The sequence below is a fragment of the Nocardioides hankookensis genome, from assembly GCF_042658885.1.
GTDB lineage: Bacteria > Actinomycetota > Actinomycetes > Propionibacteriales > Nocardioidaceae > Nocardioides > Nocardioides hankookensis.
Map to the genome: position 1 here is coordinate 42,945 of NZ_JBHSRJ010000006.1, position 25,938 is coordinate 68,882.

Annotated in this window: 24 protein-coding genes; 14 read left to right on the top strand and 10 right to left on the bottom strand. The window is 68.8% G+C overall.

Going from position 1 to position 25,938, the window contains the following annotated elements; all coding sequences use genetic code 11:
- Positions 1–38: 38 nt before the first annotated feature.
- The 4 genes from ACFPYL_RS17285 to ACFPYL_RS17300 form a co-directional block, all read right to left on the bottom strand.
- Positions 39–464, bottom strand: a complete 426-nt coding sequence (locus tag ACFPYL_RS17285) for a hypothetical protein (protein ID WP_379156981.1) — start codon at positions 462–464, stop codon at positions 39–41.
- Between the two features lie 74 nt (positions 465–538).
- Positions 539–814, bottom strand: a complete 276-nt coding sequence (locus ACFPYL_RS17290; RefSeq protein ID WP_379156984.1) for a hypothetical protein — start codon at positions 812–814, stop codon at positions 539–541.
- Between the two features lie 119 nt (positions 815–933).
- The gene (locus ACFPYL_RS17295; RefSeq protein ID WP_379156987.1) at positions 934–2,220 is read right to left on the bottom strand and encodes a ParB/RepB/Spo0J family partition protein; all 1,287 of its coding nucleotides are present in this window, start codon (positions 2,218–2,220) and stop codon (positions 934–936) included.
- On the bottom strand, positions 2,217–2,921 hold the full coding sequence (locus tag ACFPYL_RS17300; RefSeq protein WP_379156989.1) for a hypothetical protein: 705 nt from the start codon (positions 2,919–2,921) through the stop codon (positions 2,217–2,219). Before ACFPYL_RS17300 ends, ACFPYL_RS17295 begins: the two co-directional genes overlap by 4 nt.
- 392 nt (positions 2,922–3,313) lie before the next feature.
- On the opposite strand from ACFPYL_RS17300, the gene ACFPYL_RS17305 reads away from it, so the two are divergent.
- The 3 genes from ACFPYL_RS17305 (at position 3,314) to ACFPYL_RS17315 (ending at position 6,216) form a co-directional block, all read left to right on the top strand.
- The gene (locus ACFPYL_RS17305) at positions 3,314–3,631 is read left to right on the top strand and encodes a hypothetical protein (RefSeq protein WP_379156992.1); all 318 of its coding nucleotides are present in this window, start codon (positions 3,314–3,316) and stop codon (positions 3,629–3,631) included.
- 170 nt (positions 3,632–3,801) lie between these two features.
- The gene (locus ACFPYL_RS17310) at positions 3,802–3,984 is read left to right on the top strand and encodes a hypothetical protein (protein WP_379156995.1); all 183 of its coding nucleotides are present in this window, start codon (positions 3,802–3,804) and stop codon (positions 3,982–3,984) included.
- A gap of 210 nt (positions 3,985–4,194) precedes the next feature.
- Entirely contained in the window at positions 4,195–6,216 is a 2,022-nt protein-coding gene (locus ACFPYL_RS17315; protein WP_379156998.1) for a hypothetical protein, read from the top strand.
- A 40-nt stretch (positions 6,217–6,256) separates the two neighbouring features.
- Here the strand turns inward: ACFPYL_RS17315 and ACFPYL_RS17320 are convergent, their stop codons facing one another.
- The gene (locus tag ACFPYL_RS17320) at positions 6,257–6,871 is read right to left on the bottom strand and encodes a hypothetical protein (RefSeq protein ID WP_379157001.1); all 615 of its coding nucleotides are present in this window, start codon (positions 6,869–6,871) and stop codon (positions 6,257–6,259) included.
- A gap of 307 nt (positions 6,872–7,178) precedes the next feature.
- Between ACFPYL_RS17320 and ACFPYL_RS17325 the strand changes: the two genes are divergently transcribed.
- A complete protein-coding gene (locus ACFPYL_RS17325; protein WP_379157004.1) occupies positions 7,179–7,394 on the top strand; it encodes a hypothetical protein in 216 nt (71 codons plus the stop codon).
- Between the two features lie 475 nt (positions 7,395–7,869).
- Positions 7,870–10,023, top strand: a complete 2,154-nt coding sequence (locus ACFPYL_RS17330) for a hypothetical protein (protein WP_379157007.1) — start codon at positions 7,870–7,872, stop codon at positions 10,021–10,023.
- A 40-nt stretch (positions 10,024–10,063) separates the two neighbouring features.
- On the opposite strand, the gene ACFPYL_RS17335 is transcribed toward ACFPYL_RS17330, so the two are convergent.
- Positions 10,064–10,828, bottom strand: coding sequence for a hypothetical protein (locus tag ACFPYL_RS17335; RefSeq protein WP_379157010.1), 765 nt, complete (start codon positions 10,826–10,828; stop codon positions 10,064–10,066).
- A 392-nt stretch (positions 10,829–11,220) separates the two neighbouring features.
- Between ACFPYL_RS17335 and ACFPYL_RS17340 the strand changes: the two genes are divergently transcribed.
- Together ACFPYL_RS17340 and ACFPYL_RS17345 are read left to right on the top strand one after the other, a co-directional pair.
- Positions 11,221–13,050, top strand: a complete 1,830-nt coding sequence (locus ACFPYL_RS17340) for a ParB/RepB/Spo0J family partition protein (protein WP_379157013.1) — start codon at positions 11,221–11,223, stop codon at positions 13,048–13,050.
- 442 nt (positions 13,051–13,492) lie between these two features.
- Positions 13,493–14,389, top strand: coding sequence for a ParA family protein (locus ACFPYL_RS17345; protein WP_379157016.1), 897 nt, complete (start codon positions 13,493–13,495; stop codon positions 14,387–14,389).
- A gap of 672 nt (positions 14,390–15,061) precedes the next feature.
- Here ACFPYL_RS17345 and ACFPYL_RS17350 read toward each other — a convergent pair.
- Positions 15,062–16,462 carry a hypothetical protein gene (locus ACFPYL_RS17350; RefSeq protein WP_379157019.1) on the bottom strand — a complete coding sequence of 467 codons (1,401 nt, stop codon included), beginning with the start codon at positions 16,460–16,462 and terminating at the stop codon, positions 15,062–15,064.
- A 56-nt stretch (positions 16,463–16,518) separates the two neighbouring features.
- Positions 16,519–16,893 (bottom strand): hypothetical protein, encoded by a 375-nt coding sequence (locus tag ACFPYL_RS17355; protein ID WP_379157022.1) that lies wholly within the window; start codon positions 16,891–16,893, stop codon positions 16,519–16,521.
- Between the two features lie 499 nt (positions 16,894–17,392).
- Here ACFPYL_RS17355 and ACFPYL_RS17360 point away from each other — a divergent pair, with 499 nt between their 5' ends.
- The 6 genes from ACFPYL_RS17360 (at position 17,393) to ACFPYL_RS17385 (ending at position 21,511) form a co-directional block, all read left to right on the top strand.
- Positions 17,393–17,725, top strand: coding sequence for a hypothetical protein (locus ACFPYL_RS17360; protein ID WP_379157025.1), 333 nt, complete (start codon positions 17,393–17,395; stop codon positions 17,723–17,725).
- 331 nt (positions 17,726–18,056) lie between these two features.
- Entirely contained in the window at positions 18,057–19,055 is a 999-nt protein-coding gene (locus ACFPYL_RS17365) for an ArdC-like ssDNA-binding domain-containing protein (RefSeq protein WP_379157028.1), read from the top strand.
- Positions 19,048–19,581, top strand: coding sequence for a hypothetical protein (locus ACFPYL_RS17370; protein ID WP_379157031.1), 534 nt, complete (start codon positions 19,048–19,050; stop codon positions 19,579–19,581). The genes ACFPYL_RS17365 and ACFPYL_RS17370 overlap by 8 nt, the downstream gene beginning before the upstream one ends.
- A gap of 704 nt (positions 19,582–20,285) precedes the next feature.
- Complete coding sequence (locus ACFPYL_RS17375; RefSeq protein WP_379157034.1) at positions 20,286–20,507, top strand: hypothetical protein; 222 nt, start codon at positions 20,286–20,288, stop codon at positions 20,505–20,507.
- Between the two features lie 53 nt (positions 20,508–20,560).
- Positions 20,561–20,932 (top strand): single-stranded DNA-binding protein, encoded by a 372-nt coding sequence (ssb, locus tag ACFPYL_RS17380; protein ID WP_379157037.1) that lies wholly within the window; start codon positions 20,561–20,563, stop codon positions 20,930–20,932.
- A gap of 384 nt (positions 20,933–21,316) precedes the next feature.
- The gene (locus tag ACFPYL_RS17385; RefSeq protein ID WP_379157040.1) at positions 21,317–21,511 is read left to right on the top strand and encodes a hypothetical protein; all 195 of its coding nucleotides are present in this window, start codon (positions 21,317–21,319) and stop codon (positions 21,509–21,511) included.
- A 352-nt stretch (positions 21,512–21,863) separates the two neighbouring features.
- Here ACFPYL_RS17385 and ACFPYL_RS17390 read toward each other — a convergent pair whose 3' ends face one another.
- Complete coding sequence (locus tag ACFPYL_RS17390) at positions 21,864–22,205, bottom strand: hypothetical protein (RefSeq protein WP_379157043.1); 342 nt, start codon at positions 22,203–22,205, stop codon at positions 21,864–21,866.
- Positions 22,206–22,322: 117 nt separating this feature from the next.
- Complete coding sequence (locus tag ACFPYL_RS17395; RefSeq protein WP_379157045.1) at positions 22,323–22,841, bottom strand: hypothetical protein; 519 nt, start codon at positions 22,839–22,841, stop codon at positions 22,323–22,325.
- Positions 22,842–23,258: 417 nt separating this feature from the next.
- Between ACFPYL_RS17395 and mobF the strand changes: the two genes are divergently transcribed.
- On the top strand, positions 23,259–25,938 hold a 2,680-nt coding region (gene mobF / locus ACFPYL_RS17400), incomplete at its 3' end, for a MobF family relaxase (RefSeq protein ID WP_379157048.1).

Here is a 25,938-nt window from a genome sequence, read left to right on the forward strand (position 1 = left end):
GGCGAGCATAGGCGCCCGCCGGCGCGGCCGCGCGCCGGCTACGACCGGTAGACGTCGTACTCGCGAGCGGCCGCCGGCGCGACAGACAAAGCGCCGGCGGGACCGGACTCGCTCACGATCCGCCCGAGCTGGTGACCACTCCCGTGGTTGGTCCCAGCGCACGAGCACTCGCAGGTCAGCCCGGTATCCGGGCTTGCGTTCCAGCACGCCTCGACACACTGGGTGGTGCCACCGTGCTGGATCACATGGACGTGACCGAAACGATCCGCCAGGCGCCGGACGAGCAACGCCGTGTGGCCTCGCGCGACCAAGAACGCGCCACCCGAGTAGAGCACCTGCCCGCGCCGGGACGCATCGATCGCGTCCTCGATGATCGCGTACCCCGACCCCGGCCTTCCGTCCCACGGCAGGTTGCGCACCTCGGTGCGCGCACCGTTCGGGCGGATGGTCACCGTGATCGTCATCACCGGATCGTGGCACGAGGGCCAGGCGCAGCAACAGGGCTCGCCCGGCCTCTTTCACACCCAACGGGGACGCATCAGCTCTGCTCACGAGCCTGCCGGCGCAGCCGCGCCTCCAGGTCCGCCATGCCGACCCCCAACGGCTGCGGCGGACTGACATCGGCCAGCTCATCGAGCAGCTCCTCCTCCGACGAGCTCGCACCATCAACCTCGAGCACGGGGCCGCAGTACGACTCCCACTCCCCCACAGCCTCGACCAGTCGGCGGTACACATCGATGTCCGTCGGCGCGCTCAACCACGCCGACGCCGCAAGTGCTACACGTCGCGCGAGCAACGCCGCCTGGTCATCCACGCTGTCAGTGTCGCCGCAGCCACGGGGAGAGGGAAGGCCAAGGCGCGCAGGACACGCCTCAAAGGGTCGAATATTCCACGGAATATTCGTCAGGGTGCGCGCCTCGGCCTCCGGCGATTTCAGTCCACCGCCCTCTGCCGCGATTCCCACGCCGTGGGTTCATAGCCCGCGCGGATGCGCAGGACCTCGAGCTGGGCAACGCCGGCACGGTCCCAGGGCAGCCGCTGAGATCGAAGCTGCGTGGCGATGACGCATAGCGCCCAGGCGAGCCAGTTTTGGTCAGCGAGACGGTCTGTGCGCGAGGCTATGAGGGCGCACCACTCCGTGGGGTCAGCTGAAGCCTGGCCACGGTGCTTGCCTGCGGGGATGGCATCGCTGAGGTGACGGTGCGCTTCGCGCAGAACCTTCGGGTCTGGACGCACCAGCAGCTCGGCCGCCACGTCCCGCATACCCTCGCCTCCCGCCGAAGGCGGGGTCAGCAGCATCTTGGCGATCGCCTCGGCGCGCTTCCTGGCCGCTCGTCTCTGCTCCTCGACCGGGATCCCCCCGCCGGGGGCGGATGCCCGGGCCTTCGTCTCAGAACCGGCAGGCACGTCCGCAGCAGGTTGCGGATCCTGGTCCACCGAACCCTCCGGCGTGAGCGCCGACGCAGTCGCCTCATCCCCCGCGCCAGTCATCGAGTGTGCAGCCCCGGTGGAGGGGTCGTGGTGAGCCAGCTCGTTGGCGCGAATGGCGGCGCCGAGTGTCTGTTGCGCGTCGGCGTCCTCCGACCATGCCCCCCACACCTGGTCTCGGGTTTCGTCCTGCAGCGAGGCAAGAGCGATCGCGTCAGTGATCTGGATGCGGTCTTCGCGGACCGCGGACTGCACGTCGGGTGACAACCTCAGCAGAGCCAAGCGCTTCGAGACGTGCGACTGGGAGACCCGGCAGGCGACCGCGATCTCTTGCTGGGTCTCTCCATCGTCGCGCAGCACCTCGTAGAGCCGGGCCTCCTCGATCGGGTCCAGCTCGAGGCGATGCATGTTCTCGTGCAGAAACGTCCGAAGCGTGTCCCGTTCGCTCTGCGCCGGATCCACGATCGCCGGGATAGACCACCTACCCGCGAGCTTCGAAGCCGCGAGACGCCGCTCCCCCGCCTTGAGGACGTATTCAGCATGAGCGACCTCGTCGGCATAGCTCGGGTTCGCGGCAACAAAGGCATCACGCGAGACAACCAGGATCGGTTGAAGTACACCCAAGTCAGCGATGGATGCCGCAAGACCGCGGAGGTCACCCAGTTCCTTGCGAGGATTCTCCGGGTGTGGCGCCACCGACGCCACCACGACATCGACCAGGACGCGACCGCTCCCGCCGTCACCAGCTTCGCCCAGCACGGTCGCCAGCGTCGCGTCTGGTGCAGGCTTCACGACGCCATCTCGCCGGCGTCTTCAGCCACCAAGGCCGCGAATCCCGCGGAACGTCGGTGCTCATCCACAGCCTTCAACGCATGCCGACGGGCCTGCGGGTACGACCCCGCCTCGATTCGCCACAGATCCACGGCCCACTCACGAGCGGCCCTCTCGCTGGTCGTCATCGCCACGTACGGGATGTAGGACCGAGCCGCCCACACCGCAGAGGAGTTCTGCTCCTCCCCATCCCACGACTGGAAACCCGTGACCAGCCGCGCCACCCAGCCGGCCTCGTCGGCGGAAGCGGCCTCCCACTCCTCGAGCTTCGCCGCGATGCGGCCACGGAGACGACGCACCCGAGTCATACCGCTGCTGCCCGAGTGGCCCGGCAGAGGCCCAGCGCCCCCCACGTCCTCGCCCAGCACCCACAACACCGCTCGGACACCGACACAGAGCATCTCGGCAACGCGAGGCGACGGCGTCGCTCCCGTCTGCGCCTTGATGCGCCTCCCCGCCCAGGTCGCAATCAACGCCTCCGGACCCGACGAGTACGACCGCTGCTCCCACACCGGCCGACGCTCCACCACATCATCCGCTTCCGAGCCAAACTCCTGACGCGGCAACTCCAGCTCCGCGTGCGCGCTCCCATCCACGACCAGCCGCCGCAACTCCGCACGCTCCGCCGCAGCCTCATCGCTCGTATCGGGTCTGGGGTCCACTCCCCCGTGCCAAACTTCCATACGTGGTCCCTCTGGGATCCAGGGCCTCCACTCGACGTCTGTTCCGCCAAGAGCTTCGTTGGGTGGGGGCCTTCTTTTTCGACTGGTACGCGGCCTCCCCTGGCAGAGGGCCCGCGTGTGCACGTCGAACTGGTGTGCTGCTGGCGTGAGAGCGGATCGCTCCCCCACCCCGACGCAACACTCTCGGGTTCGCCGAGGCCCGACCTGTAGGGGCAGGCGTCCTGAACCCGCGATTGTGCGGCGGTTGTGCCACGTCCGGACGTATCGCGGTCACGGCGGGTAGGCTAACAGAACGTGCCATTAAATGGCGCTATATCGGCAAGGAGGGTGGTTCCACTGAACGTCGCACGACAACCCGGCAGAATGCGACGGTGCCCAAGGTCGCTGCTATCAAGGTCTCGACGCCCGTGATCGTCGAGACCGCGGTGCGCGTTTTCGGGTCTGCCGTCAAGGTCCAGCTCATCAAGCACTACATGACGTCACCCGGGACGTCCGCCGAAGCCGCAGCCGCGCTCGGGGTAGCGACCAGGTCCGTGTACAACAACACCATCGAACTGGTCGAGGCTGGCGTTGTCATCGAAGAGCCGGCCGATGACAAGCGCATGCGTATTTGCCGCGTCGACAGCGCACGCGTCGACGAGCTCCTCGGCGCCCTCCGCGAGTTCGCGATCGGCGAGAAGTCTTCGTAGATCGCGCCTTCTGTGCCATTTATTAGCACGACACGCCGACGAGCAGTATCATTCATAGACACGAATGCGTTGTGCGGTTGGATTCCCCCATGGGGACTCTCAGAAGTCGATCGACACCAGGCGCTGTGGCAGGTCGGCGCAAGCGCGCGCCGGGGACTGTCACGGTCAACATGCAGGCCCAGATCCCACCGGCCCTACGCGACCACGTGAACGAGATGGCGACCAGGGCCGGCATCTCGCTCTCCATCTTCATGGAATTGCTGCTCGCGGGCATTGAGCTCGACGACCGTGGCCTGCCGCCTTGGATCCCGACCGCCACGGACCCGGAGCTGCCTTTGCAGAACGCCTCGTAGATCGCGAAAGGCCCCCGTGGTCCCTCGGGGGCCTTTCGCAGAAGCTGTGGGATCCCAACCGCCAAGTAGTGATCCCTAGTCCAAAACCGATCTCCGACCAGTGAGGTGAGGTGGCTTTGTGCTGCCCACGATAGCAGCGCACCCTCGACCGTTTGGTGCACATCCGGTTAAGGCATGTCGCGCGTGTCGCGCCTCCTTTAGGAGTGCGCGATGAGACCCACCGGCAATAGCCAGGCAACCAGTTCGGACAGCACCCGAGCTGCCAGCGTCTGGGCGCGCCTTGCACCTCGCCTGGCCGCGCGCGGGCGCGTCCGGATCTCGCGTGATGGCGGGCGGAACTACCCGCGCAAGTACGAGCGGTTCGCCTCGGCCGAGTTGCCCAACACCCCTGCCGCGGTCCGGGTTTACGACGTGAACGGGTGTGCACCGGTGTTCGTGGTCGACCTGGACTCAGCGAAGAGCTCTGCGAGCCAGGTGGAACGCGACTTCGACGCACTGATCGGGCTCCTAGAGCGCACAGGGCTGCGGTCGTGGTTCTCTGACCACTCCCCCAACGGCGGGCGCCACGTGTATGTGCCGCTGACAGAGCCCGCGCCTTTCGAGGAGGTCAGAGCTGCGGCCAGGCTGCTCGCTGGCCGGTTGCGCACGGTCGACCCGTTGCCGTTGGCCAGCATCGACTCCGGCTGTATCCGCCCGCCGGGTGCACGTCACAAGTCCGGTGGCCACCAGGTCCTCGACGGCCCCGTCGAGCACGCTGAGGCGGCCCTGGACGCCCCCAACGACACCCGCGCGTGGCAGCGGTTCCGCGCCGAGCTGAGCCGCCACACCGCTCCCCTGGCCTCCCCCGCTTCCGGCTCGTCGATGAGCTCCGGAAGCACCACCGCCGACCCCGAGGGGCGCCTGCCTGCGCTTCCTGGCCACCTGAAGCCCTCCGAGGCGTTCCAGACCATCGCCCGCACCGGCGAGTATCCGACCACGCGGTACGCCTCGCCGTCTGAGGCGCGTCAAGCGGTCCTGTGGGCCGCCGTGGCGGCCGGCTGGTCGTTCGTCGACGTCGCTCGACGTGTCGAGGACGGCACCTGGGCTGGCCTGGCGTCCTTCTATGCCCGCTACCGCCCACACCAGCGCCATAACGCGCTGAGCAGGGACTGGCGAAAGGCGTACATGTTCGAAACAAGACGTAGAGAAGCCCACGAGAAGACGTCTGTTCGCCTACGCCCCACTAGCCCACAGAAGTCACACGGGGCAGAGGGTTCTTCCCCGGTACCGGTTGGGTCGGTTCAGGTCGCGGGGCGTGGGGATGCGAGTGCACGGGTTCGTGAGTGGCTCGCAGCGGTGGACCTGCTCCACGGTTCGGACTCTGACCTGGGGGTTCGCGCTGTGCTGTACGCCCTTGCTGAGGCAGCAGTACTGACCGGATCACTGACCGTCGAGCACGGTAACCGTGCTCTGGCGATCGGCACCGGCTTGCACGAGCGGAGCGTGGGCCGCGCGCTCCAGGTGCTGCTCGACGAGCCGCCCGACCGTGCCTTGATCGATCTGGTGCGTCCCGCGCGAGGTGTGCGGGCCAACGCCTACGAGCTCCGCATCCCCGCGCTGCTCGTGCCTGCGTGTGAGGCGAAACCTTGGCGTGCTGGCAGGGTGCACGCGATCCGGCCGGTCTTTCGTGAGCTCGGCCTTGCGGCCGCGTTCGTCTATGCCGCCCTCGAGCGCGAACAAGCGGGCCAGAACAGCTCCGGCGACACCAGCGCACCCATCGGAGGCCGCGAACTCGCAGCCAAAGCACGCGTCGGTGTAACCGCAACATACGACGCGCTGGCCACCCTGGCCGCACACGGCCTCGCCGAGCGTGCGCCCGCTGGCAGCGACGGCCCCGGCGGCTGGATCCTCGGAACCGCCTCCCTCACACAGCTCGCTGAGGCGTGGGGCATCGCCGACACCATCCGCGCACAGATCGAGCGCTACCGCGCCGAACGCCGCGCCTGGCGGCGCTGGCTCGTCGAACACGGGCTCCTCGATCCCCAGTTCGTCGACGCCACCAGGGCACCCCCTCCCCCACCACCGCGAACCGCACCGCAACGCCCACCCGGACTACCCGAACGCCCGTTCCTGGTCCCGGCCGCGGCCGGCGGCACTCCCTGGGCCGACGACGAGGCCGGGATGCTCGCCTTCCTCGAACGCGAGCTCGGCGCACACCAGCTCACCCCAGGCAACGGCTCGGCCGTGTCCTAACCAGAACACGGCCGAACCACCCGGAGTCGAGATTTGGGGACTAAGGTGCCGTGACGGCCCAGACGCCGCGAATGTAGTGCTCTGCCGAGCCGATTGTGGTCGCGCGAATAAAACCGCCCGATGGACCAATCGTCCCCGCTATAGCGTCGGTGTCGTCGGGGACAGCAGGATCCGCTTGAGCAAAGACCCGTGTAGAGCTCTGGTTGTAGCCGCTGACGTCACCGACGTAGACGCACATGAACCCGGCAGCCGCGGTGGGATTCCAGATTGTGCCCGTGCACTCCGGGGGCTTCGGCGACTCGCCGAGAGGGACGATGATCGCTGCAAGCAGCCCCGGGGTTCGTAGGTCGAAGGAGACATCTGCCCCGCTATCGATGCCAGCCGTGCTTCCAGTGGGCTCCGTGAGGTAGAACGCTCCGCGGAGCGTGACGCCCGAGGGCAGGTCGCCGGTAATGGGTCCGGCGGGTCCCTGCGCACCGGCGGGACCGGCGGGACCGGCCGGCCCCCGCGCGCCCGGCGCACCAGCTGCGCCGGTAGCACCCTTGGCGCCGGTGCGGGGCAGTGCCGAGTTCGCGAGGTCTTTGTTGGTGATGGTCTTGTTCCTAATGTCGGCCGTGGTGATGGTGTTGTCCTTGATCTGCTTCCCGGTGATCAAAGACCCGGCCACCGCTCCCCCGGTGCTCCCCAGCGCGAGTGCCAACGCGACAGTCGCAACCAAGATCCCGCTGGATCGCGGCACACGCCGCCTGGCCCGGGCCGGCCCCGGAAGATCGTTGTGTTCAGAGTCGTCACATGGTGTCTTCATCCACCGACCATCACCCCAGCCGCTGGGAGCAGAGTGGGAACACCTGCCCTCCTCGCCGAGGCCCACTGCGAGCGGGCGACGAAACCCTTTTCCGAAATAGCCCGACACGCCGCCCGGCGTTCCAGGTGATTTCAGAAATCACTGGTTTGATCGCGATATGGCTGGACGTAAGAGCAAGGGCGACCGACACGCTTTCATGACTCGTGTCCCCCGTGAGGCGGCCGACCGCCTCATCGAAGAGGCCGAGAGTCTAGGCGTCCCGTACAGCGACCTCATCGCGTTCCACGTCGCAACGGCCTACGGCTGCGACATGGCGCTTCAGCCACGCAACGACCCCAAGCAAGGAGAACTGTCCCTGAAGAACGTCTCCTGACAGCACGAGAGGCCCCCGCGCTCACGGAGGCCCCTCGTCAAAGTGACGGGATCAGATCTCGCAGATCCCTAGTTCCAAAACCGCTCTCCCACTAGCCGGAGGTGAGGTGGCTTTGTGCTACGCACCATAGCAGCGCGCGCTCACGCGAACGCCTACAACGGCGGGGCGTGTCGAACACGACCCGTTGCCGGAGTAACGGCCTCGGCAACGCTCATTCAGGCCCACCGAACCACCTTGATCGCTTGCACCCCCGACCACCCCCAGGAGCTGCCACTGAAGACCGCCACCTAAATGGCGAAGGGCCCCCGATACCAACGGAGGCCCTTCGACAGAAGCTCTTGGGATCCCTACCGCCAAGTACGCGATCCCTAGTCCAAAACCGATCTCCGCACAGGAGGTGAGGTGGCTTTGTGCTGCCCACAGTAGCAGCGCACCCTCGACCGTTTGATGCACATCCGGTTGAGGCGTGTCGCGCGTGTCGCGCGCGCTCGAGGAGCGTTCGGTGACGACCACCGGCGCCGATGGCGGCGCACTCTCCGACAGCAGTACTGCTGCCGCCACTTGGGCGCGTCTTGCTCCGCGTCTGGCAGCTCGTGGGCGGGTGCGGGTGTCGCGTGATGGTGGTCGGAACTACCCGCGCAAGTACGAGCGGTTCGTCTCGTCCGAGCTGCCCAACACCCCGGCCGCCGTCCGGGTCTACGACGTCAACGGGTGCGCCCCGGTGTTCGTGGTCGACCTGGACGCCGGCAAGTCCCCGGCAGGTCAGGTCGAACGCGACCTGACGGCGCTAGTTGGTCTCCTGGAGACCTGTGGGCTGCGGTCGTGGTTCTCTGACCACTCCCCCAACGGCGGCCGCCACGTGTACGTGCCCCTGGCAGAGCCGGCGCCGTTCGACGAGGCCAAGGAGGCCGCCCGGTTGCTTGCCGGCCGGCTCCGAACGGTCGACCCGTTGCCGCTGGCCAGCATCGACTCCGGATGCATCCGCCCGCCAGGCGCCCGCCACAAGTCTGGTGGTCACCAGGTCCTCGACGGCCCCGTTGAGGCCGCTGAGGCGGCCCTGGACGCCCCGAACGCCACCGCGGCGTGGCACCGGTTCCTGACCGAGCTCCGCCGCCACACCACTCCCCTGGTCCCCCCGGCCCGGCCGACGTCGACGACCAGCAGCACCGGGTCGAACACAGACGTCGACACCGCGTCCGACGGCGAACTCGACGGCGAACTCGACGGCGAACTCGACGGCGAACTCGACGGCGAACTCGACGGCGAACTCGACGGCATGGCCCGCCTGGATGCGCTTCCTGGCCACACCGAGCCGTCCGAGGCCTTCCAGACGATCGCGCGCACCGGCGACTACCCGTCCTCGAGGTACGCCTCGCCCTCAGAGGCGCGCCAGGCCGTGCTCTGGGCGGCCGCCGCGGCCGGCTGGTCCTTCGTCGACGTCATCCGACGCGTCGAGGACGGCACCTGGGCAGGCCTGGCGTCTTTCTACGCCCGCTACCGACCGCACCAGCGCCACACAGCCCTCTCCCGGGACTGGCGCACCGCGGCCGCGTTCGAGAAACGACGTCGAGAAGCCCGCGAGGATCAGTCTGTTCGCGTACGCGCCACTAGCCCTCATAAGTCACACGGGGCAGGGGGTCCTCCAGTTGAAACGGGTACAGCGGCTGTCGGGGGGCGTGTGGATGTCGGTGGCCGGGTGCGTGAATGGTTGGCCGCTGTCGATCTGCTCCACGGCCCGGATAGCGACTTGGGGACACGAGCTGTGCTGTACGCGCTGGCTGAGGCCGCGATGCTCACCGGGTCCCTGACGATCGAGCACGGGGAACGATCTCTCGCGATCGGGACCGGGCTCCACCGAGGAACGGTGGGGCGTGTTCTCAAGCAGCTGCTCGACGAGCCCGCGGACCGTGCCTTGGTCGACCTGGTTCGGCCGGCTCAGGGAGTACGCGCGAACGCCTTCGAGCTCCGCATCCCCGCTCTGCTGGTGCCGGCGTGTGAGGCGAAGGCCTGGCGGGCCGGCCGGGTCTATGCGATCCGACCCGTGTTTCGTGAGCTCGGCCTGGCAGCTGCGTTCGTCTACGCCGCCCTCGAGCGCACCCAGCTCGAGCGAGCCAAGACCGGCCGCGGTGCCGCGGACGGTGCCGGTGGGCCGATCGGCGGCCGCGAGCTCGCAGCCGAAGCGCGCATCGGCGTCACCGCCACCTACGACGCCCTCGCAGCCCTCGCTACCCACGGCCTGGTCGAACGCGTCTCGTCCGGCAAAAACGGACCGGGCGGCTGGGTCATCGGTCCCGCGTCCCTGGCGCAGCTGGCCGAGGCGTGGGGCATCGCGGACGCGATCCGCGCCCAGATCGACCAATACCGCGCCGAACGCCGTGAATGGAGGCTGTGGCTGGTCGCGCACGGCCTGCTAGCCCCGGCCTTCGTCGACGCCACCAGAGCACCACCTCCCCCACCACCACAACGAGCACCCGCCCCCAACTCGGCTCTGCCCGAGCGAGGGCTCCTTGTCCCCGTCGCCGCTGGCGGGATCCCCTGGGCCGACGACGAGGCCGGCATGCTCGCGTTCCTCGAACGCGAGCTCGGCGCACACCACATCCGAACCGACAGTGATTCGGCAGCGTCCTGAGCCAGGCCACTGCCGAACCACTTCTATGGTGAGCAAGGATCTAGGGTGCGGTGATCGCCCATGCTCCTCGGATGATGTGCGTGCCGCCGGCGGCGGTGATCGCCTGGATCAGGCCTCCCCCGACACCGATCGTCTCGCCCGTGGCAGCCGTGTCGTCGGGGAAATTGGCATTGTTTGCTTGCCCGTATACGGACAGCGAGTACTGGTCATAACCCACAGAGTTTGCGATGTAGACACACATGTGGCCGGGAGCGGCGTCGGGGTTGCGAATAGTGCCTCCGCACTCCGCGGGCTTGGTGGCTCCCATCCTGACGACCGTCACCGGGAGCGGCGTCGGGGTCTGCAACCCGAGCGAGATGTCGTCGCGGCTCGTCACACCTGCAGGGCTGTTGTCAGGTTCAGTAAGGAAGAACGCGCCTCGGAGGGTGACTCCGGAGGGCAGATCTCCGGTAATGGGACCGGCTGGCCCCTGAGCGCCTTGAGCCCCGACCGCACCTTGCGCGCCGGCTACGCCTTGCGGCCCTCGGGGCCCCGTTGCTCCTTTGGCGCCGGTGCGGGGCAGCGCCGATTTTGAGAGGTCCTTCTTCTTGATCGTCTTGTTCTTGATGTCGGCCGAGGTGATCGTGTTGTTCTTGATCTGCTTGCTGGTGATCAGCGATCCGGCGACCGCTCCCCCGGTGCTGCCGAGAGCGAGCAGCACCGCCGCGCCGGCGACCAGAGCGATCGCGGATCGCGGCGCGGGACGCCTGGGCGAGGCCAGCTTCTGGCTGTCGTTGCGTTCAAAGTCCTCATGTGGTGTCTTCATCCACCGACGATCACCCCAGCTGTTGGGAAGACAACGGGAGCCCGCAGGACCTGCTTACCCCTAGTCAGCTGCTGCCGGCCGCTCGGCCACCCGTGGGACGGATCCAGCTACATCGGACCTGCGCCGCCCCCACGCATGCCCTGGCCCAGCCCAAAGTCTGGCCCGGGGTGGACGACCGGCAACTGTGGCCGGCCCTGCGGTCCGGGATCGACCAGTCCTGCGGCCTGGACCACACCAGAAATCGAGCGGCCCCGTTCCGCAAGCCCCACGGACCCGCGCTCGTGGGCTGTGCGCCCCTGCGGGGCGGAGTTTTCTTCTCCCCGGGGTATCGATTCTGGTCCGCGGCCACCTCCGCGCAACCCGGCACTCCGCAAGCTCCGCGCCGTGGCCGAGTGGTCGGCGCTCCGCCCGAAAAGCGTGGGCTGCGCTTATTTCCTCCCCACTCACCCACGGTCCCGGGTTGCACTCCGGCGTCCCATCGCGGCCCGACATCACTACCTGCCCGGGGAGGGCGAAAAACGGTCGGCAACCCAGAAGCCACCACCCATCCCCGGTGCAGAAAGGGGTCCCACGTGACCACCAGCACCACCCAGAAGAACAACCGGCAAAACAACCGCAAGACCGGCACCGAGCCCGCATCCAGAACGGGCCAGGACGCCAAGACTGGCGCGGAGGTCACCGAACCGGCCACCCAGCCGCGCAATGCGCCGGTCAGTGAGTGGGAGGTCGGGACGACCGTGCACGTCGCCCCGGACACCCTGCTCATCGAGCGCAACATCCGCGACGCCCAGCCCGACAAGGACCTGATCGACTCCGTGCGCGAGTTCGGCGTCTTGGAGCCTGTCTCCGTCGTCATCACCACCGACGGTGACGCGCTACTGGTTCGACGCGGCCACCGCCGCACCCTCGCCGCGATCGCCGCCAGCCGAGCCACCATCCCGGCGTACATCGCAGGTATCGACTCCCTCGCCAAGGACGCCGAGGTCGAGCGGGTCGTGACCCAGCGCGAAGAGAACACCCGACGTATCGGACTCACCACCGGTGACGAGGTCCGCTACGTCGAAACCCTGGCAGGGATGGGGCTCTCGGCCGCACAGATCGCCAAGCGCGGCAAGGTCAAGCGCGCCGACGTGGACAACGCCCTAGTCGTGATCGGCTCCGACCTGGCCCGCAAGGCCGCCGACCGCTACGAGTCCCTGACCCTGGACCAGATCGCCACGGTCGCGGAGTTCGAGAACGATCCGGAGACGGTGAAGGCCCTAATCGCCGGCGCTGCGACCCGGCAGTTCGAGCACGTCGCCCAGCGCGCACGCAACGACCGCGCCGAAGCCCAGTTCAAGGCCGCCCTGGTCGCCGCCCTGGAAGCCGAAGGCGTCCGCGTCGTCGAGCGCCCCGACACCGCCGGAGCCCTGGACCGGTACAAGCCGACCATCGACGGCGAGGTCTTCACCGCCGACACTCACCGTCAGTGCCCCGGACACATCGCCTGGCTCGGCACCGACTGGGTCACCGTCGGCAAGGACGGAAACCCCGTCATCGAGCCCGACGAGCCCACCGAGCCCGAAGGCGGCTGGGCCAGCGAGGAAGACGAGGAGGCCGCGTGGGCGGCCTACGACGCCGCCGAAGAGAAGGCGTACGAGGAGGCCCGTCGGGTCAACCGGCCGGTGGCGGTGTACGGGTGCGAGAACCCCACCGGACACGGCCACATCGACCGGCACGGGGTCTCGTCGTACTCCCCCGCCAAGACCAAGGCAGCCGACATGACCGATGACGAGCGCGAGGAAGCACGCAAGGCCCGCGCGCTCGTCATCGAGAACAACAAGGCCTGGGACGCCGCCGAAACCGTCCGCCGCGAATGGGTCAAGGCCACGTTCGGTGCCCGCAAGAGCGCACCCAAGGGCGCTGCCGCGTTCCTCGCCATCGCGTTGGCGGACGACACCTACACGGTCAACAACCCCGGCCACGGAGCGCTCAGCATCAGCGCCGAGTGGATCGGTGACCGCGCCAAGATCGCCACACAGGCCGCGAAGGCCACCGAAGGACGCGCCCTCGTGCTCGCCCTCGTGCAGATCCTCGCGGCCTACGAGAGCCACATGACCCGCGACGAATGGCGCCGCGACGGCACCACCACCGCCACCGGTCGCTACCTCCGCTTCATCGAGTCCTGCGGATACCCGCTCTCCGACGTCGAGAAGTACGCGACGTCCAAGAAGACCGCCTGACCCCTGTCAGACGGCCACCGGGGCCCTGAGCACGTCTCAGGGCCCCTCCCCCGGCCGAGACGACCGTCGTGCCGCACGTGAATGCAGGGGCGGCGGATGCAGCCCTCGGGCATCGAGCCCTCGAGTTGCAGCGGATTGTGTCCGGGTACTCGAGCCCAATTCCCCGGCGAGCCGGCCGCGGTCTAGGAACGCGGAAACAATACAGACGCGCCGCTAACAGACGCGTTAGCGGTGGCCGCTACGGCAAACGCTAACGCATTCCGCTATCTGTCACGGTATCAAGTTCTGGCAGTGAGGCAGGTAGCGCGATCGGCTAGCGGTCAGCAATGCCATGTCACGATAACCAGCCCGCTAGCACACCCCTAATAGCGCCACCGCTAACCCGCCCGCTAGCGCGTGTCGCTACCCGCACGCGCTAGCGGCAGGAAAGAGAATGGTCACCATGAGTGAGATGCAACGCGTGATCACCTTCGCCACTGGCAAGGGCGGCACCGGCAAGACCAGCTGCGCCGTGAACGTCGCAGGCCTCGCGGCTGCCGCCGGATGGCGCACCCTTCTCATCGACCTGGACTCCCAGGGAAACTGCGGCCACGACCTTGGCTACGGATGGAACGGGCGCAGCGACGAAGGCGCCGGCCTGGTGAACTGCCTGGTCTCAGGAGAAGCCCTCAAGCCCGTCCTCAGCGACGTACGCCCCAACCTTGACGTCATCCCAGGCGGCAGCAGACTCGACGACCTCGACGACCTCGTCGCCGGTCGTGAACGACGAGGCGACGACGGAGTCAGCCTCCTCCGCGACGCATTGCGACCACTCGCACCCGAGTACGACCTGGTCATCATCGACACCCCACCATCGCGTCGATCGGCGCTCGTCCTGAGCGCCCTCATGGCGGCCCGCTGGATCGTCGTCCCCACGAAGTCGGACCGCTCGAGTATCGAGGGACTCCGTAAGCTCGCCGAACAGGTCGTCGCAGTGCGCGACCGCAACCCCGACCTCGAGGTCCTCGGCGCAGTCTTGTTCGGCATCGGCTCATCCGCCACAGTTCTACGCCAACACGCGGCAGACGACGTGCGCAACGTCCTCGGAGACGCCGCGCCCCTGTTCGAGTCCGTCATCCGGCACGCCCAAGCCGTCGCCGACGACTCACGGGAGAAGGGCCGCCTCGTCTACGAACTAGCCGAAGTGGTTCACAACGCCGAGCCTTACTGGATCGCTCTCAAAGAAGGCCGCCGACCCCAGCGCGTACCCGGCACCGCGCCCGCGCTCGCCGAGGACTACGCCTTGCTCGCCCAAGAGATGCTAACGCGCATCGCCGAGCTCGAAGAGCCGAGCGCATGAGCGAGGACCGAGCCCCGCTCCCAGTCGCCTCAGGACTCGCACGAGTTCCAGGACCCCCGCCGCGCAAGCCTCCGAACACCGTCGAACCAGACACGGATGCCCCCCCGACGACACCCACCCGGCGGCCCTCAGCGACACCCTCCAAGCCCACGCCGACACCGTCGACGAGCAAGCCGTCGCGAACTTCCAACCGCAGCACCGGCGGTACACGCGAGACGAGCCTCAGCCTGCCGGTCAGCGTCCGCGAAGCACTCCGAGCCGCCACCGCCAACGGCCCAACCAACGCCGAAGTCATCCTCACCGCAGTCGAGAACAACGCCGAGCATCTGGCCGAGCTCGTCCGCGCAGAGGTTCCCGACAAGGCGCCCGCCAGCGGGCTGTTCCCAGACCGAGCCGCGGCAAAGGTCGCCTCCGAACCTCGAAGTACCGCTCCACTGCTGACGACCGAGGCGAACCTGGCGGTCCTCGATGACCTCCAAGTCAAAGTCGGCGCAACCAGCCGCTCCCAACTCGTCTCGGCTGCGCTCCGGGCCGAACTGATCACCAACGCCTCCACACAGGCCGGCTCAACTGGGTGAGCCATTTCGCGTGTCCCCCGGGTGGAGACACGAGAGGCCCCGGCCACCCCCTCATCTGGGAAGGGGCGGCCGGGGCTTCGTCGACTTGCTGGATCTAGAGCTCGATACCGCCCGAATGAATGCGTGTCGACCAGATCCGTGGTTCGCCGCCTGTAGGCGTTGCGGCCAGCGTCTCGGCCAGGGCTGTGCGTGCGGGGCGGTCGACGCGGGGCTGTGGGTGTGGTGGGGGAGCGGTGCTCTCTCGTAGCCGCCGCAGAGCACCCCGCAGACCGGTGTGCTTGTCCATCGGTTCGAGACGTCGACCGCCGTCGGTGTCGACGACCTGCATCATGCTCGGCTCTGCGGTGTTCAGCTCGGACTCCAGACGCCGCGTGAACGCGTGCGAGACCCGGTGGACGGCCGCGACCAGTTCAGCGTTTCCCTGCCGGCCGAGCACGCTCGGGCCGCCGGCGGCGTGCAGCATCGCCAAACCCGAGGCGACCTCCTGGGTCTGCCGCACGAGGACCGGATCAGGAGGCGACAACCGTGGGTCGCCGACGTCGCGGGCCTGACCCAGGCCACGGATCGCGGCACCGACCGCGACGGCCGGGCCGCTGCGTGTCGAGGTTCCTAACTCCACGTACGCGCGGAGCTGAACCTCGAGCAGCACCTTGGACATGGTGCTACTGAGTGCTGGCTGCGTGGTCGACACCGCGGAGCTCGCGGTGGCCGGTGCGAGCATCCGCGCCAGCCGGTCCATTGCCGCCGCGAGCTCTCCTGGGGATCTCACCACCACCACCGGCTGCGCCGCCCCGCCCCGCGCCAGGGCCGGTCGCGACGGTAACGGTTCCTCGCGGTGCGCGGCCCCCTCTGCGGAAGCGTCCGTGCCGAACGCCGCCGCGAGGCGTGCGACGTTCGAGCACGCCAACCGCGCCGCGTACACCTGGTGCCGGTGCTCGGCGGCAGCGCCGCCAATCGCCGACACCCCAGCGGCCTCAAGGACACCGCCACGACGGAGCCGGTCGTCCAGCACCAGAACGGCCTCAAGGCCCTGAGCGATGTCGCCCAGCACCGGCCACGCTGCGCCCGCGGATCGGGTCCAGATCTGGTCGGCAGCAGTCTGCAGGCAGTGCGTGGCCACCGTGAGCTCCACGGCCGCCTGCCGGTATCCCTCCAGCAACGAAGCGGCGCCCGGCGTGGTCGTGACCCCCGCCACGCCTGCATCCAGGGAGAAGCCGGGGTCGAGAGCGTCGGTGGGGGAGAGGCCCACCCGTGGACGCGGCAGCTCGTCGAGCGCCCGCTGCAGCAACACCAACGGATGCGTCTCGAACCCACCGACCCCTTGCCGCGAAGCCGCGTCCTGCCGCATCCGGGTGTCGGTGTCACTGACCCCGTCACCGTCCAAGACGTGCCGGAACCGATCCGCGAGAGCAGCTACCACCGCGCTGCGCCGGGCCAGCAGCAAGCGCCGATCAGCATCCGACAGGCCGCCCACTGCCGAGGCCGGCGCGCTCACCGCTGTCATGAACGCCCGCGCCGCAGCCTCCTGATGGCGCCCATACGTGGAAGCGCTCACCCTCCGGTCTCCGGGCGACTGCGCTGCGCCTCGGCGGCGCTGCGTAGGAAGAACTGCACCCGCTCCAGACGCAGGTACTCGCCGACGTCGGCGCCGGCGGCGGCCTGGTCGACGAGCGGCTGCAGCTGCTCGACCATCCCGGAGATCACCCCTGCTGCATCCGCACCGGCAAGCGGGCCGGGCTCCTGGACCATCGAGGGGTCCGGGACGTGGCGACCCCAGTCGTAGAAATCGAACGCCGCGTCCCCGAGACCGTGCCGCGCGTCCGGGCACAGATAGCCGTCGGAGGCCGCGAGCAGCCGAGTGAACTCGGCATCCAGCGCCAACCAGGCGAGATCGACATGGACCGTGGGACTCATCTGATCGCTCATGCGGGCCATCCCACCCTCGATTGGGACGACGCCGACCACCCGACCGGCCCCGGTTGTGGACAACGACTCAAGACGCCCTCCTGTGGACAAATAGTGGCCCGCTATTCGGGCCCTCATCCCTTAGGCCCAAACACGTACGCCCGGCGCGCGAGCTCGACGAGGTCGCCTACCTGCGTCTCGCAGGCCACCGCGGGCCTCGCGCAGACGGCCGGGCGCAGAGTGGGGAAGCTGCGTCCGCCGGGCCCACCAACGGACGTGAGCGTTTCACCGAGTCGCCGCGCACCTACCCGTCACGGACACCTCCTTGACGCCCAGCCACGACCCAGCACCGTCACCCGACAGCGGCGGCGAGGCACGCAGCCCGCGACGAGAGACCCCCGACTCGGGCACCGTCCCCCACCCGCACCCGAATCGGCTCTAGGACGGCCGATACCAACCAGCACGACACAACCCAGCAACCCGCACAGCCCCGACCGAACCAGAGACAGGAACCACGCTCATGAACCGCACCACGGCCACGGCCCTCATCGCCCCTTCAACCGTCGGCGCCGCCGCTGCCTTCGCCGGCAACACCGGCCTTGCCCTGCTTGGGCTGCTCGTCGCCGGCGTCTTCAGCCTGGCTCTCGCGCTCGTCGAGAACGGCGACGCCCGCGGCGTGCGCGACGTGCTGTTCGGCCGCATCGTGCCGCCGCCTCCTCGCCCGGACAACACCGCAGCCGTTGCGGTCTCGGCACCAGTACAGCCGAGCACCAGCCTCCTGAATGCTCCCGGCGCGGCGTCGGTCTCGCTCGTGGCCACCACCGACGATGACGAGCAGCCGCGGGCCGGATGACCCGCCCGGCCCGCGGGGGAGAAGACCAGGGCCGACCTCCGGTCGGGCGGCCCCGACCTGCCGGCCGGGACAGACCCACCTAGAAGCAGCTTTCTTCCTTCCCGGGCTTCCGATGATGGGTCGCGGCCACCTCCGCGCAACCCCGCGCCCGAACAACATGGGCGCCTCGAACGAGGGATCGGCGCTGCGCTTACTTCCTCACCCTCGCCCGACGTTCCAGGGTTGCACTCCGGTGTCCCATCGCGACCCGTCATCAAAACCTGCCCGGGGCGGCCGAAAAAGGTCGGCAACCCAGAAGCCACCACCGACCCAGGGCAGGAAGAGGTCACCCGTGGCCACCGCAACCAAGCCCAAGACCAAGCCGAAGACCAAGAAAGGCCGCAAGGCCGCCCGGAAGCCGCCCCGCAAGGGCCGCAAAACCCCCGAGCAGCGACAGGCCGAAGCCAAGGCCCTCCACGACACCCTCACCGCCCAAGTCGAAGCCCTCACCACCACCGAGCAGTGGGCGGCGTTCCTGCGGTTCGCGGGCTCGTTCCACGACTACTCGCTGAACAACCTGCTGCTGATCCTCGCCCAGTGTCCCCACGCCACCGCTGTTGCCGGGTTCCGCCAGTGGCAAGCAAAGGGCCGCCAGGTCCGCAAGGGCGAACGCGCGATCAAGATCTACGGGTTCTCCACCAAGACGGTCACCACACGCGACGAGGAGACCGGTGAGGAGGAGCAGAAGAAGCTCGCCCGCTACCCCGTCCTGTCCGTGTTTGATGTCTCCCAGACCGACCCAATCGAGGGGTTCGACGGCGGATACGACCCGTCGCACCTGGCCCATGCGCTGACCGGGGAAGACCCGGTCGGGATCTACGACGCGTTCGCCACGCACATGCGCTCCCTGGGGTGGACCGTCGAGGTTGAGCCCATCCCCGGGGGCATGAACGGCTACACCACCACCGACGGCACCCGGCGAACCGTCGTCGACTCCGAGCTTGCGCCCGCGCAGCGCGCCAAGACGATGCTGCACGAGGCCGGGCACGCGACTTTGCACGTCGACGAGGCGGGGGAGTGGGCCGCCGATGAGCCCTACGTCGCCCACCGAGGCCGGTTCGAGTGCGAAGCCGAGTCCGTCGCCTACGTCCTCGCCGGCATGGCCGGACTCGACACCAGCGACTACTCCGTGGGCTACATCGCGACCTGGACCGGCGGCGACCTCGACGCCGTACGCGCCAGCGCCGAGAACGTCCTACGCGCCGTGCACGCACTCGCCCACGCCCTGCCCGACGCGAGCGCCACCTCCGTCACCGTCGAGACCACGGGGGAGGGGAGTGGCGATGAGTGAGCTGCGCTCCCGGCCCGCGATCGTGCTGCGCTCCACCGTCTGCGGTGACTGCGGCGCACAACCCGGGCACCCGTGCTACCCGGCCTGCTCCTCGAGGTGGGCACCCGAGATCCCGACCTTCGCCGGCGTGCCGGGCCTGCCGCCCGGGCACGCCGCCGCCACCGCGTGGGAGTGGATGGACCGGCTCCCGGCCGGATGGTCGCCCGTCCCGGCCTGGGGCCGTGACGGGTGGGACCTCGGAGACTGGCCCTACGTCGTCGTCGTCCACTACAACCCACCCACCACCGACTGCGCCCAGGTCTACGCCGTCGCGACCTACATCGAAGGCGACCTCGAGGCACACGCCTTCACCACCCGCACCGAACGTGACGCCGAAACAGACGACATCGCGATCTGCCAATGGCGCCACAACAGCACCGGACCCGCCGACCTCTCGGCCTACGACGACAACATCGCCCCCGAACACCGCGGCCCCGCCCACCTGGACCGCCTCCTCGACCCCACCGACGGAGCAAGCGATGCCTAGGCGCGGGAGGGACCCCCTGCCCGAGTACCACGAAGGTTCGCCTTCGGACCGAAACACCGGCCGGGCGTGCTGGTCCTGCGGCGGCATCATGGGCCGTGCTCCGAGTGCGCTCGACCGCGCCTGCACCTACCCGGACAGCCACGGCCACGGCACTCACGCCGACGCCCTACTGCCCGAAAAGCGGTGCCCGAACATCGGCCCCGAGCACACGCCTCACGAATCGGAGACGTGGTGGTGCAGCGGCAAACCGGACATGCCACTCGCGCGCGACACGCACCTGCGGGAATCGCACAGAGCGGAACCTGTCGGCGGCCGATAACCGGCGGGGAGGGCAGGCTGCCCTCCCCGCACCCCACCCGCGAGCTCACGCGACACGCACCAGCTCGATACGTCCAGCCGCGCGGACGTGTTCGCGCCTAACAGCAGAAGGGCCGGCCACGGAGGGCCGGGGTCGACGCGGCTCACGCCGCGGCAGTCCTGTCTTGAAGAACGCCGGTCCTTGCTCCCAACACCACCCATCATTTCAGGCCGTCTTCGCCGGTCAAGGGCAAGACATGTCACCTGCGGTGACCCTTGACCACCTCAGCCGGCCCAATGGGCGGCAGTTGTCGGGAGCAAGGGAAACGACTGGTCCACCCGGCCAGTGCACCTAACTCAACCAGACCTGGCCCACCAGACCGACACACCGCACCGAGGAGACGGCAGTGATCACGATCAAAGAACAGCTCGAAGCAGTCGCCCGAGCCGACACCGCGATCGCCCACCTGGCTGCACACCCCAGCACCAGCCACAGCCGCCTCGGCGCAGCACACGACCAGCTGAACCTCGTGCGCAACCTCTCAACCCGCATCGAGGTGTTCGACGCCGTCATGGCCATCGAGACCTCCGTCCTCGAGGTCTACGGCCACATCCCCACTCACGACTGACCCGCAAGACAACAACCGCAGCAACAGCGCTGCACTCACGAAGGAGAACCGCCATGAACACGACCCTCACCTTTGCCGGCAACCTCGTCGACGACGTCGAGCTGCGCTACACCCCGACCGGGAAGGCCGTCGCGAGCTTCCGCGTCCTGGTCAACCGCCGAGTCAAGGACGGCGAGCAGTGGAAGGACGGAGAGCCCACCGGCTTCAACTGCGAAATCTGGGGCGTCCCGGCTGAGAACGCCGCCGAGTCCTACCAGCGTGGCAACCGCGTCCTGGTCACCGGCGAGCTCATCACCGAAGCCTGGGACAAGGACGGCGAGAAGCAGACCCGCCCCGTCGTCCGCGTCGAGGAGATCGCGGCATCCACGACGTTCGCAACCGTCACGATCACCCGCGCAGAACGCAGCGCCGCCGCGCAGGACTAGCGCCCGCAACCTCAGAGGCCCCGACCGGTCGGTCGGGGCCTCTGTTGCGCCGTAGGGCAGGTGATGCAACCTGCAGGTGTCCCCAGTCGTCATTAATGGTGATCCGCCGCTCCGCCGGTCGCCGCATAGACGGCCGCCCGGCCCCCATGGCCTTCTCGTCTCGGCCGGCGATGTCCCGGAGGTCCGACGAGCCGACTCGCACCGGGGGGCGGTGACGTGCACACCTTCGAGCTGGAACGGAGTCAGGGATGCCCGAGTGGATGGCATGGTTCCTCACCTGGCTGGTGTGGGTCGCCATCGTGAGCGGCCTTCTTGCAGCTGCGTCGATTGGCGCGGACCGGTGGCGTGCCCGGCGCCGCGACCGGGTCGTCGTACGCTGCACAGGTGCTGCTGCGCGCCAAGATCGTCTGCACCGAGAGCTCTCGCTCCGATGAACCCAGCGACGGCGCTGCCACGCCCGAGCCCGTTGTCCGTCACCTCGAGGTGACCAGCGAGTTGTTCTTCGCGGGTGTTGCGATGCTCGACGAGCTCACCCCTCCAGGGTCGAGACGCGCCTACATCATCACCGGTCCCAGCTGAGATGCAGCCACGGATGCCCGCGTGGACCCAGTGGATCCTCATCGCGTTCGGCCTCGCCGTCGGCAGCTCGCTGCTCGCGGCCTGGTGGCGCGACCGCCGACACCACTGACCGACACGCTCATCGTCGTCACTGACCGCCGGCCGCCGGCTGTGTCGCCGGCGGAGTGGTTGCCTCCGTGTCGCCGGCGCGCCCTGGGTGGGGAGTTGTCCTGCCCGACTGGCTAGACCGGCTTGGTGGGTGAGGCCGGCCGTGGCTGGTGCTGGCAGGGGCAGTGCCGGTGCGGGTAGGTCCGCCCGGCGGCTGCGTCGACGCAGTCGCCGGGCTCGTGTGGAGGCTGGCAGGGTTCGCAGATCACGGCGCGCCGACCAGGCCGGGGATGGGCGAGTGATCGGGGGAGTGGTCGGTGGTCTTGGCACCGGCGGCGTGGCCTGGGGTGCGGGTGAGGTTCCGGGCTGCAGCGACGCTGATCCCGAGGACGACGGCGGCGCGTTCCGCGCCGACCGCCACGACGAACCCGCGCTGTGCGCTGGTCACCTGCTCGCGCTTCTCCGAGACGTCGGCGTCCAGACGCTCCAGCTGCTTGGTCCGCTTGTCCTCGGCCCTCGCCAGCGCGGCGTCGGCGGTGGTGAGGGCAGCGATGGCCTGGGTCTCGGCGTCGCGCAGCGCAGCGAGTCGGGCGGCGTAGTCAGTCACGTGTGTCTCCTTCAGTCAGCGACCTTCGAATGGGTCTCTGCCTTTAGGTCCGAACACGTACGCCGGCGACGGTGCGGGCGCGCTCGCCGAGGGTCGGTCGACGGCCTGGCTGCGGGGCTACTGGTCCCGCATCATCCGTGTCAGTGCGTTGCGGGTGATCCCGAAGATCAGGTGAGCGTTCGGCTGGACCTCATACAGGTCCCGGGTCGCCGTGGCCCGGTTGCGGCGAGCGGCCTCGACCTGTGCGTCTGCGCGCTTGGTGATCTCGTCCAGACGTTGTGTAGCGCGGTCCACTCGTTCGGCGATGCGCGCGATCGTGACCGGATCCTGGCTGCCCCTGCGGATCAGCAGGTCGCGGGGCGTGTCGCGCGCCATGTAGGCGACGACTCGTCCCCAGCCGGTCGGGGTGTAGGGCTGCATCGCGCGCCCGCGGCGCTCACGCGCCGCAGCTACCTTCTCGTCGCGGTCGCGGATGGCTGCCTGGTGGGCAACGTCGGCGCGTTCCCACCGGGCCAGCGCCCGGTCCTCCGCCGCCCACAGGGCTCGGAGCCGGCCGCCGGGTGTGCTCGCTGGCGCGGCGGACTCGGGGGCACAACCCGGTCCGCGCACCGCCGCCACCCGCACCGTCCCACTCATCCGCCCATCCTCTCCCGACATCACCACGCCGCCTCCAGCAACGCCCACCGACCACCGCTCAGACCGACTGACGACGCCCTCCGACGTCGTCGCTCGCTTCGCTCGCATCGGCCTCCGAAAGTCAGCCCGTTCCGGACCGACTTTCTCCGACCGATTTCCTTCCACACGTCTGGCATTGACCAGAGACCGGACGGCACGCCGCGGGATGGCGACCGTGCGCGGACCGCAGCGATCACGGCGTGAACGAGGCGGGCGAGACCTCCCCAGTGGTGGTCTAGACCTATGGCGGCGTGGTGATGGAGGACCGCCGCGCCGGGCCGGTTGCTAGCCGGGGTTGGGTCGCCGGCGTACGTGTTCGCGCTCTACCTATGAGGGCGTGTTGTGAGCGCCGTGCTGAGCTGCGAGTAGGAGTTTCTGATGGTTGTCTCGTTCAGCAAGCTGAGTCGAGGGAAGGGTCTGAGATACCTGCTGGAGACCGTTGTCCGCGGGGACGGGGCGGTGGATCTGTCGAGTCCGTTGACCCGCTACTACACGGAGTCGGGCACACCGCCTGGGCGTTTCATGGGCGCTGGGCTCGGCGCGCTGGACGAGGGACGCGGGATCGCACCCGGGACCGAAGTCAGTGAGTGGAACCTGCGCAACATGCTCGAGGTGATCGGCGACCCGATCACGGGCGAGCTGCTGAACCGGCGGTCCAGGTGCGGACGAGCGTCGACAGCCGGGTCCGACAAGGTGGCCGGTTTCGACCTGACCTTCTCGCCGTCCAAGTCGATCTCGACGGCGTGGGCGGTCGCTGATGCCGGCACCCAGGCCGTGATCTATCAGTCCCACTTGGACGCCATCGACCTCACGATCAAGTACGCCGAGGAGCACGTGTTCTTCTCCCGCTCAGGGAGCGCCGGCGTGGTCCAAGAGGAGATCGAAGGGGTCATCGCCGCGGCGTTCGACCACTGGGACTCACGCGCTGGCGACCCCCAACTGCACACCCACGTGATCATCGAGAACCTGGCCCGCACCGTCTCTGACGGACAGTGGCGCACCATCGACTCCCGGGGTCTGCACCAGTGGACGGTGTCGCTCTCAGAGATGCACAAAGGGATCCTCACCGACCTTCTTAGCGAGCGGCTGGGGTGGTCGTTCGACAACCGCCAGCAAGTCCACTCGAACAACCCGCACTTCGAGATCACCGGAGTCAGCGACGAGCTGCAGAAGGAGTTCTCACAGCGCTCTGAGGCGATCAACCCAGCCAAGGATGCCCAGGTCGAGGCGTTCACCGCGAAGTACGGACGCCCGCCCACCTCACGCGAGGTCCTCAAGTTCCGCCAGCACGCCACCTTGACCACCCGCCCCGACAAGCATCACCACACACTGGCCGAACAGACCGAGCAGTGGCGCAACCGCGCCCGCGCCCACGTCGGTGCTGACACCGTCGGGTGGGTCCAGTCGCTCAGCGACATCACCGCCCAAGGGCTCCGGTTGCGGGCCGACGACTTCACCCCTGAGCAGATGGGACCGGTCGTGGAGGCGTCCCTGGTCAACGTCACCGCGAAGCGCCCGACGTTCAACCGGGCCAACGTGCTGGCCGAGGTACACCGCCAGATGCAGGGCTGGACCTTCGCCTCACCGGCCGACCGGATCGCGGCGGGGGAGCGGGTCGCCGACCACGCCCTGGCTGCCGCGCAGGGGCACGTCGTCGCCCTGACGCCGGCCGAGAGGCAGCACGTCCCGTCGCGGTTCCGTCGCCCGGACGGGTCATCGAAGTTCGCTCCGGCTACCGCCCAGCTGTTCACCACCGGCCGTGTCCTCGAGGCCGAGTCCCGGCTCCTCGAGCTCGGGCGTCAGAGCGCGGCACCAGTCGCATCGCTCGCAGCTGTGGTGGCTGTCGCGGAGACCGACCTGCCCGGCAAGGACCACGGCATGTCGCTCGACCAGGCGTACGCCGTGGAGCAGATCGCGACCTCCGGGCGCGTGCTCGACGTTCTGGTCGGCCCGGCCGGCACCGGCAAGTCGACCTCGATGGCCGGGCTGCGCGCGGTCTGGGAGCTCGAGCACGGCCCCGGCTCTGTGGTTGGGCTGGCCCCGTCCGCGGCCGCGGCCGAGGTCCTGGGCGAGGAGCTCGGCATCGCCACCGAGAACACTGCCAAGTGGATCCACGAGTACAAGCAGGCACCTGAGCGTGCCCGCACCGTCGCCGGCATCCGTGCCAAGGCAGCCACGGCGCGGACCGCTATCAAGCGGGCGGAGCTGCTGGCCACTGCGACCAAGATCGAGGACCAGGCCACCCGGTTCCGCCCCCAAGCCGGGCAGCTGGTGATCGTCGACGAAGCGTCCCTGGCCGGGACCTTGACCCTCGACGAGATCACCCAAGCCGCCGCGAGCGCCGGCGCGAAAGTGCTCCTGGTCGGTGATTGGGCACAGCTGTCCGCCGTGGATGCCGGCGGCGCGTTCTCGATGCTCGTCAACGACCGCGGCATGGTCCCCGAGCTCAACGAGGTCCGCCGGTTCACCAACGCCTGGGAGAAGGCCGCCAGCACCCGGATCCGCATCGGCGACGACTCGATCATCGACACCTACGTACGCCACGGCCGCGTCCTCGAGGGGGGCCGCGAGACCATGCTCGACGCCCTCTACACGAACTGGCTCACCGACGTCCGCGACGGCAAACGGTCCCTCATGGTCGCCGGCGACCTGACCACCGTCACCGCACTCAACCAGCGCGCCCAGGCTGACCGCATCGCCGCCGGTGAGGTCGCTAGCGCCGAGCACGGCACAGCAGCGCTGCACGACGGCACCACCGCCCACGTCGGCGACAGGGTCGTCACCCGCCAGAACAAGCGCGAGCTGGCGACCGGGCGCGGGTGGGTGAAGAACGGCGACGAGTGGAGCGTCACCGCCATCAACACTGACGGCAGCCTCACCGTGCGCCGCGCCTCCAAGACCAACCACGACCATGGCAAAGGTGGCGCCGTCGTCCTCCCGGCCGACTACGTCGCCACCAAGCTCGAGCTCGGCTACGCCTCCACAGCCCACCGCGCCCAGGGTTCGACCGTCGACACTGCCCACGCGATGGTTACCGCCACCACCACCCGCGAAGTGC

Coding starts and splice junctions, on each gene's coding strand:
- ACFPYL_RS17395 (WP_379157045.1), bottom strand. CDS start 22,841: ATGAGTGGGACGGTGCGGGTGGCGGCGGTGCGCGGACCGGGTTGTGCC.
- ACFPYL_RS17355 (WP_379157022.1), bottom strand. CDS start 16,893: ATGAGCGATCAGATGAGTCCCACGGTCCATGTCGATCTCGCCTGGTTG.
- ACFPYL_RS17285 (WP_379156981.1), bottom strand. CDS start 464: ATGACGATCACGGTGACCATCCGCCCGAACGGTGCGCGCACCGAGGTG.
- ACFPYL_RS17310 (WP_379156995.1), top strand. CDS start 3,802: ATGCAGGCCCAGATCCCACCGGCCCTACGCGACCACGTGAACGAGATG.
- ACFPYL_RS17360 (WP_379157025.1), top strand. CDS start 17,393: ATGAACCGCACCACGGCCACGGCCCTCATCGCCCCTTCAACCGTCGGC.
- ssb (WP_379157037.1), top strand. CDS start 20,561: ATGAACACGACCCTCACCTTTGCCGGCAACCTCGTCGACGACGTCGAG.
- ACFPYL_RS17315 (WP_379156998.1), top strand. CDS start 4,195: ATGAGACCCACCGGCAATAGCCAGGCAACCAGTTCGGACAGCACCCGA.
- ACFPYL_RS17325 (WP_379157004.1), top strand. CDS start 7,179: ATGGCTGGACGTAAGAGCAAGGGCGACCGACACGCTTTCATGACTCGT.
- ACFPYL_RS17335 (WP_379157010.1), bottom strand. CDS start 10,828: ATGAAGACACCACATGAGGACTTTGAACGCAACGACAGCCAGAAGCTG.
- ACFPYL_RS17370 (WP_379157031.1), top strand. CDS start 19,048: ATGAGTGAGCTGCGCTCCCGGCCCGCGATCGTGCTGCGCTCCACCGTC.
- ACFPYL_RS17345 (WP_379157016.1), top strand. CDS start 13,493: ATGAGTGAGATGCAACGCGTGATCACCTTCGCCACTGGCAAGGGCGGC.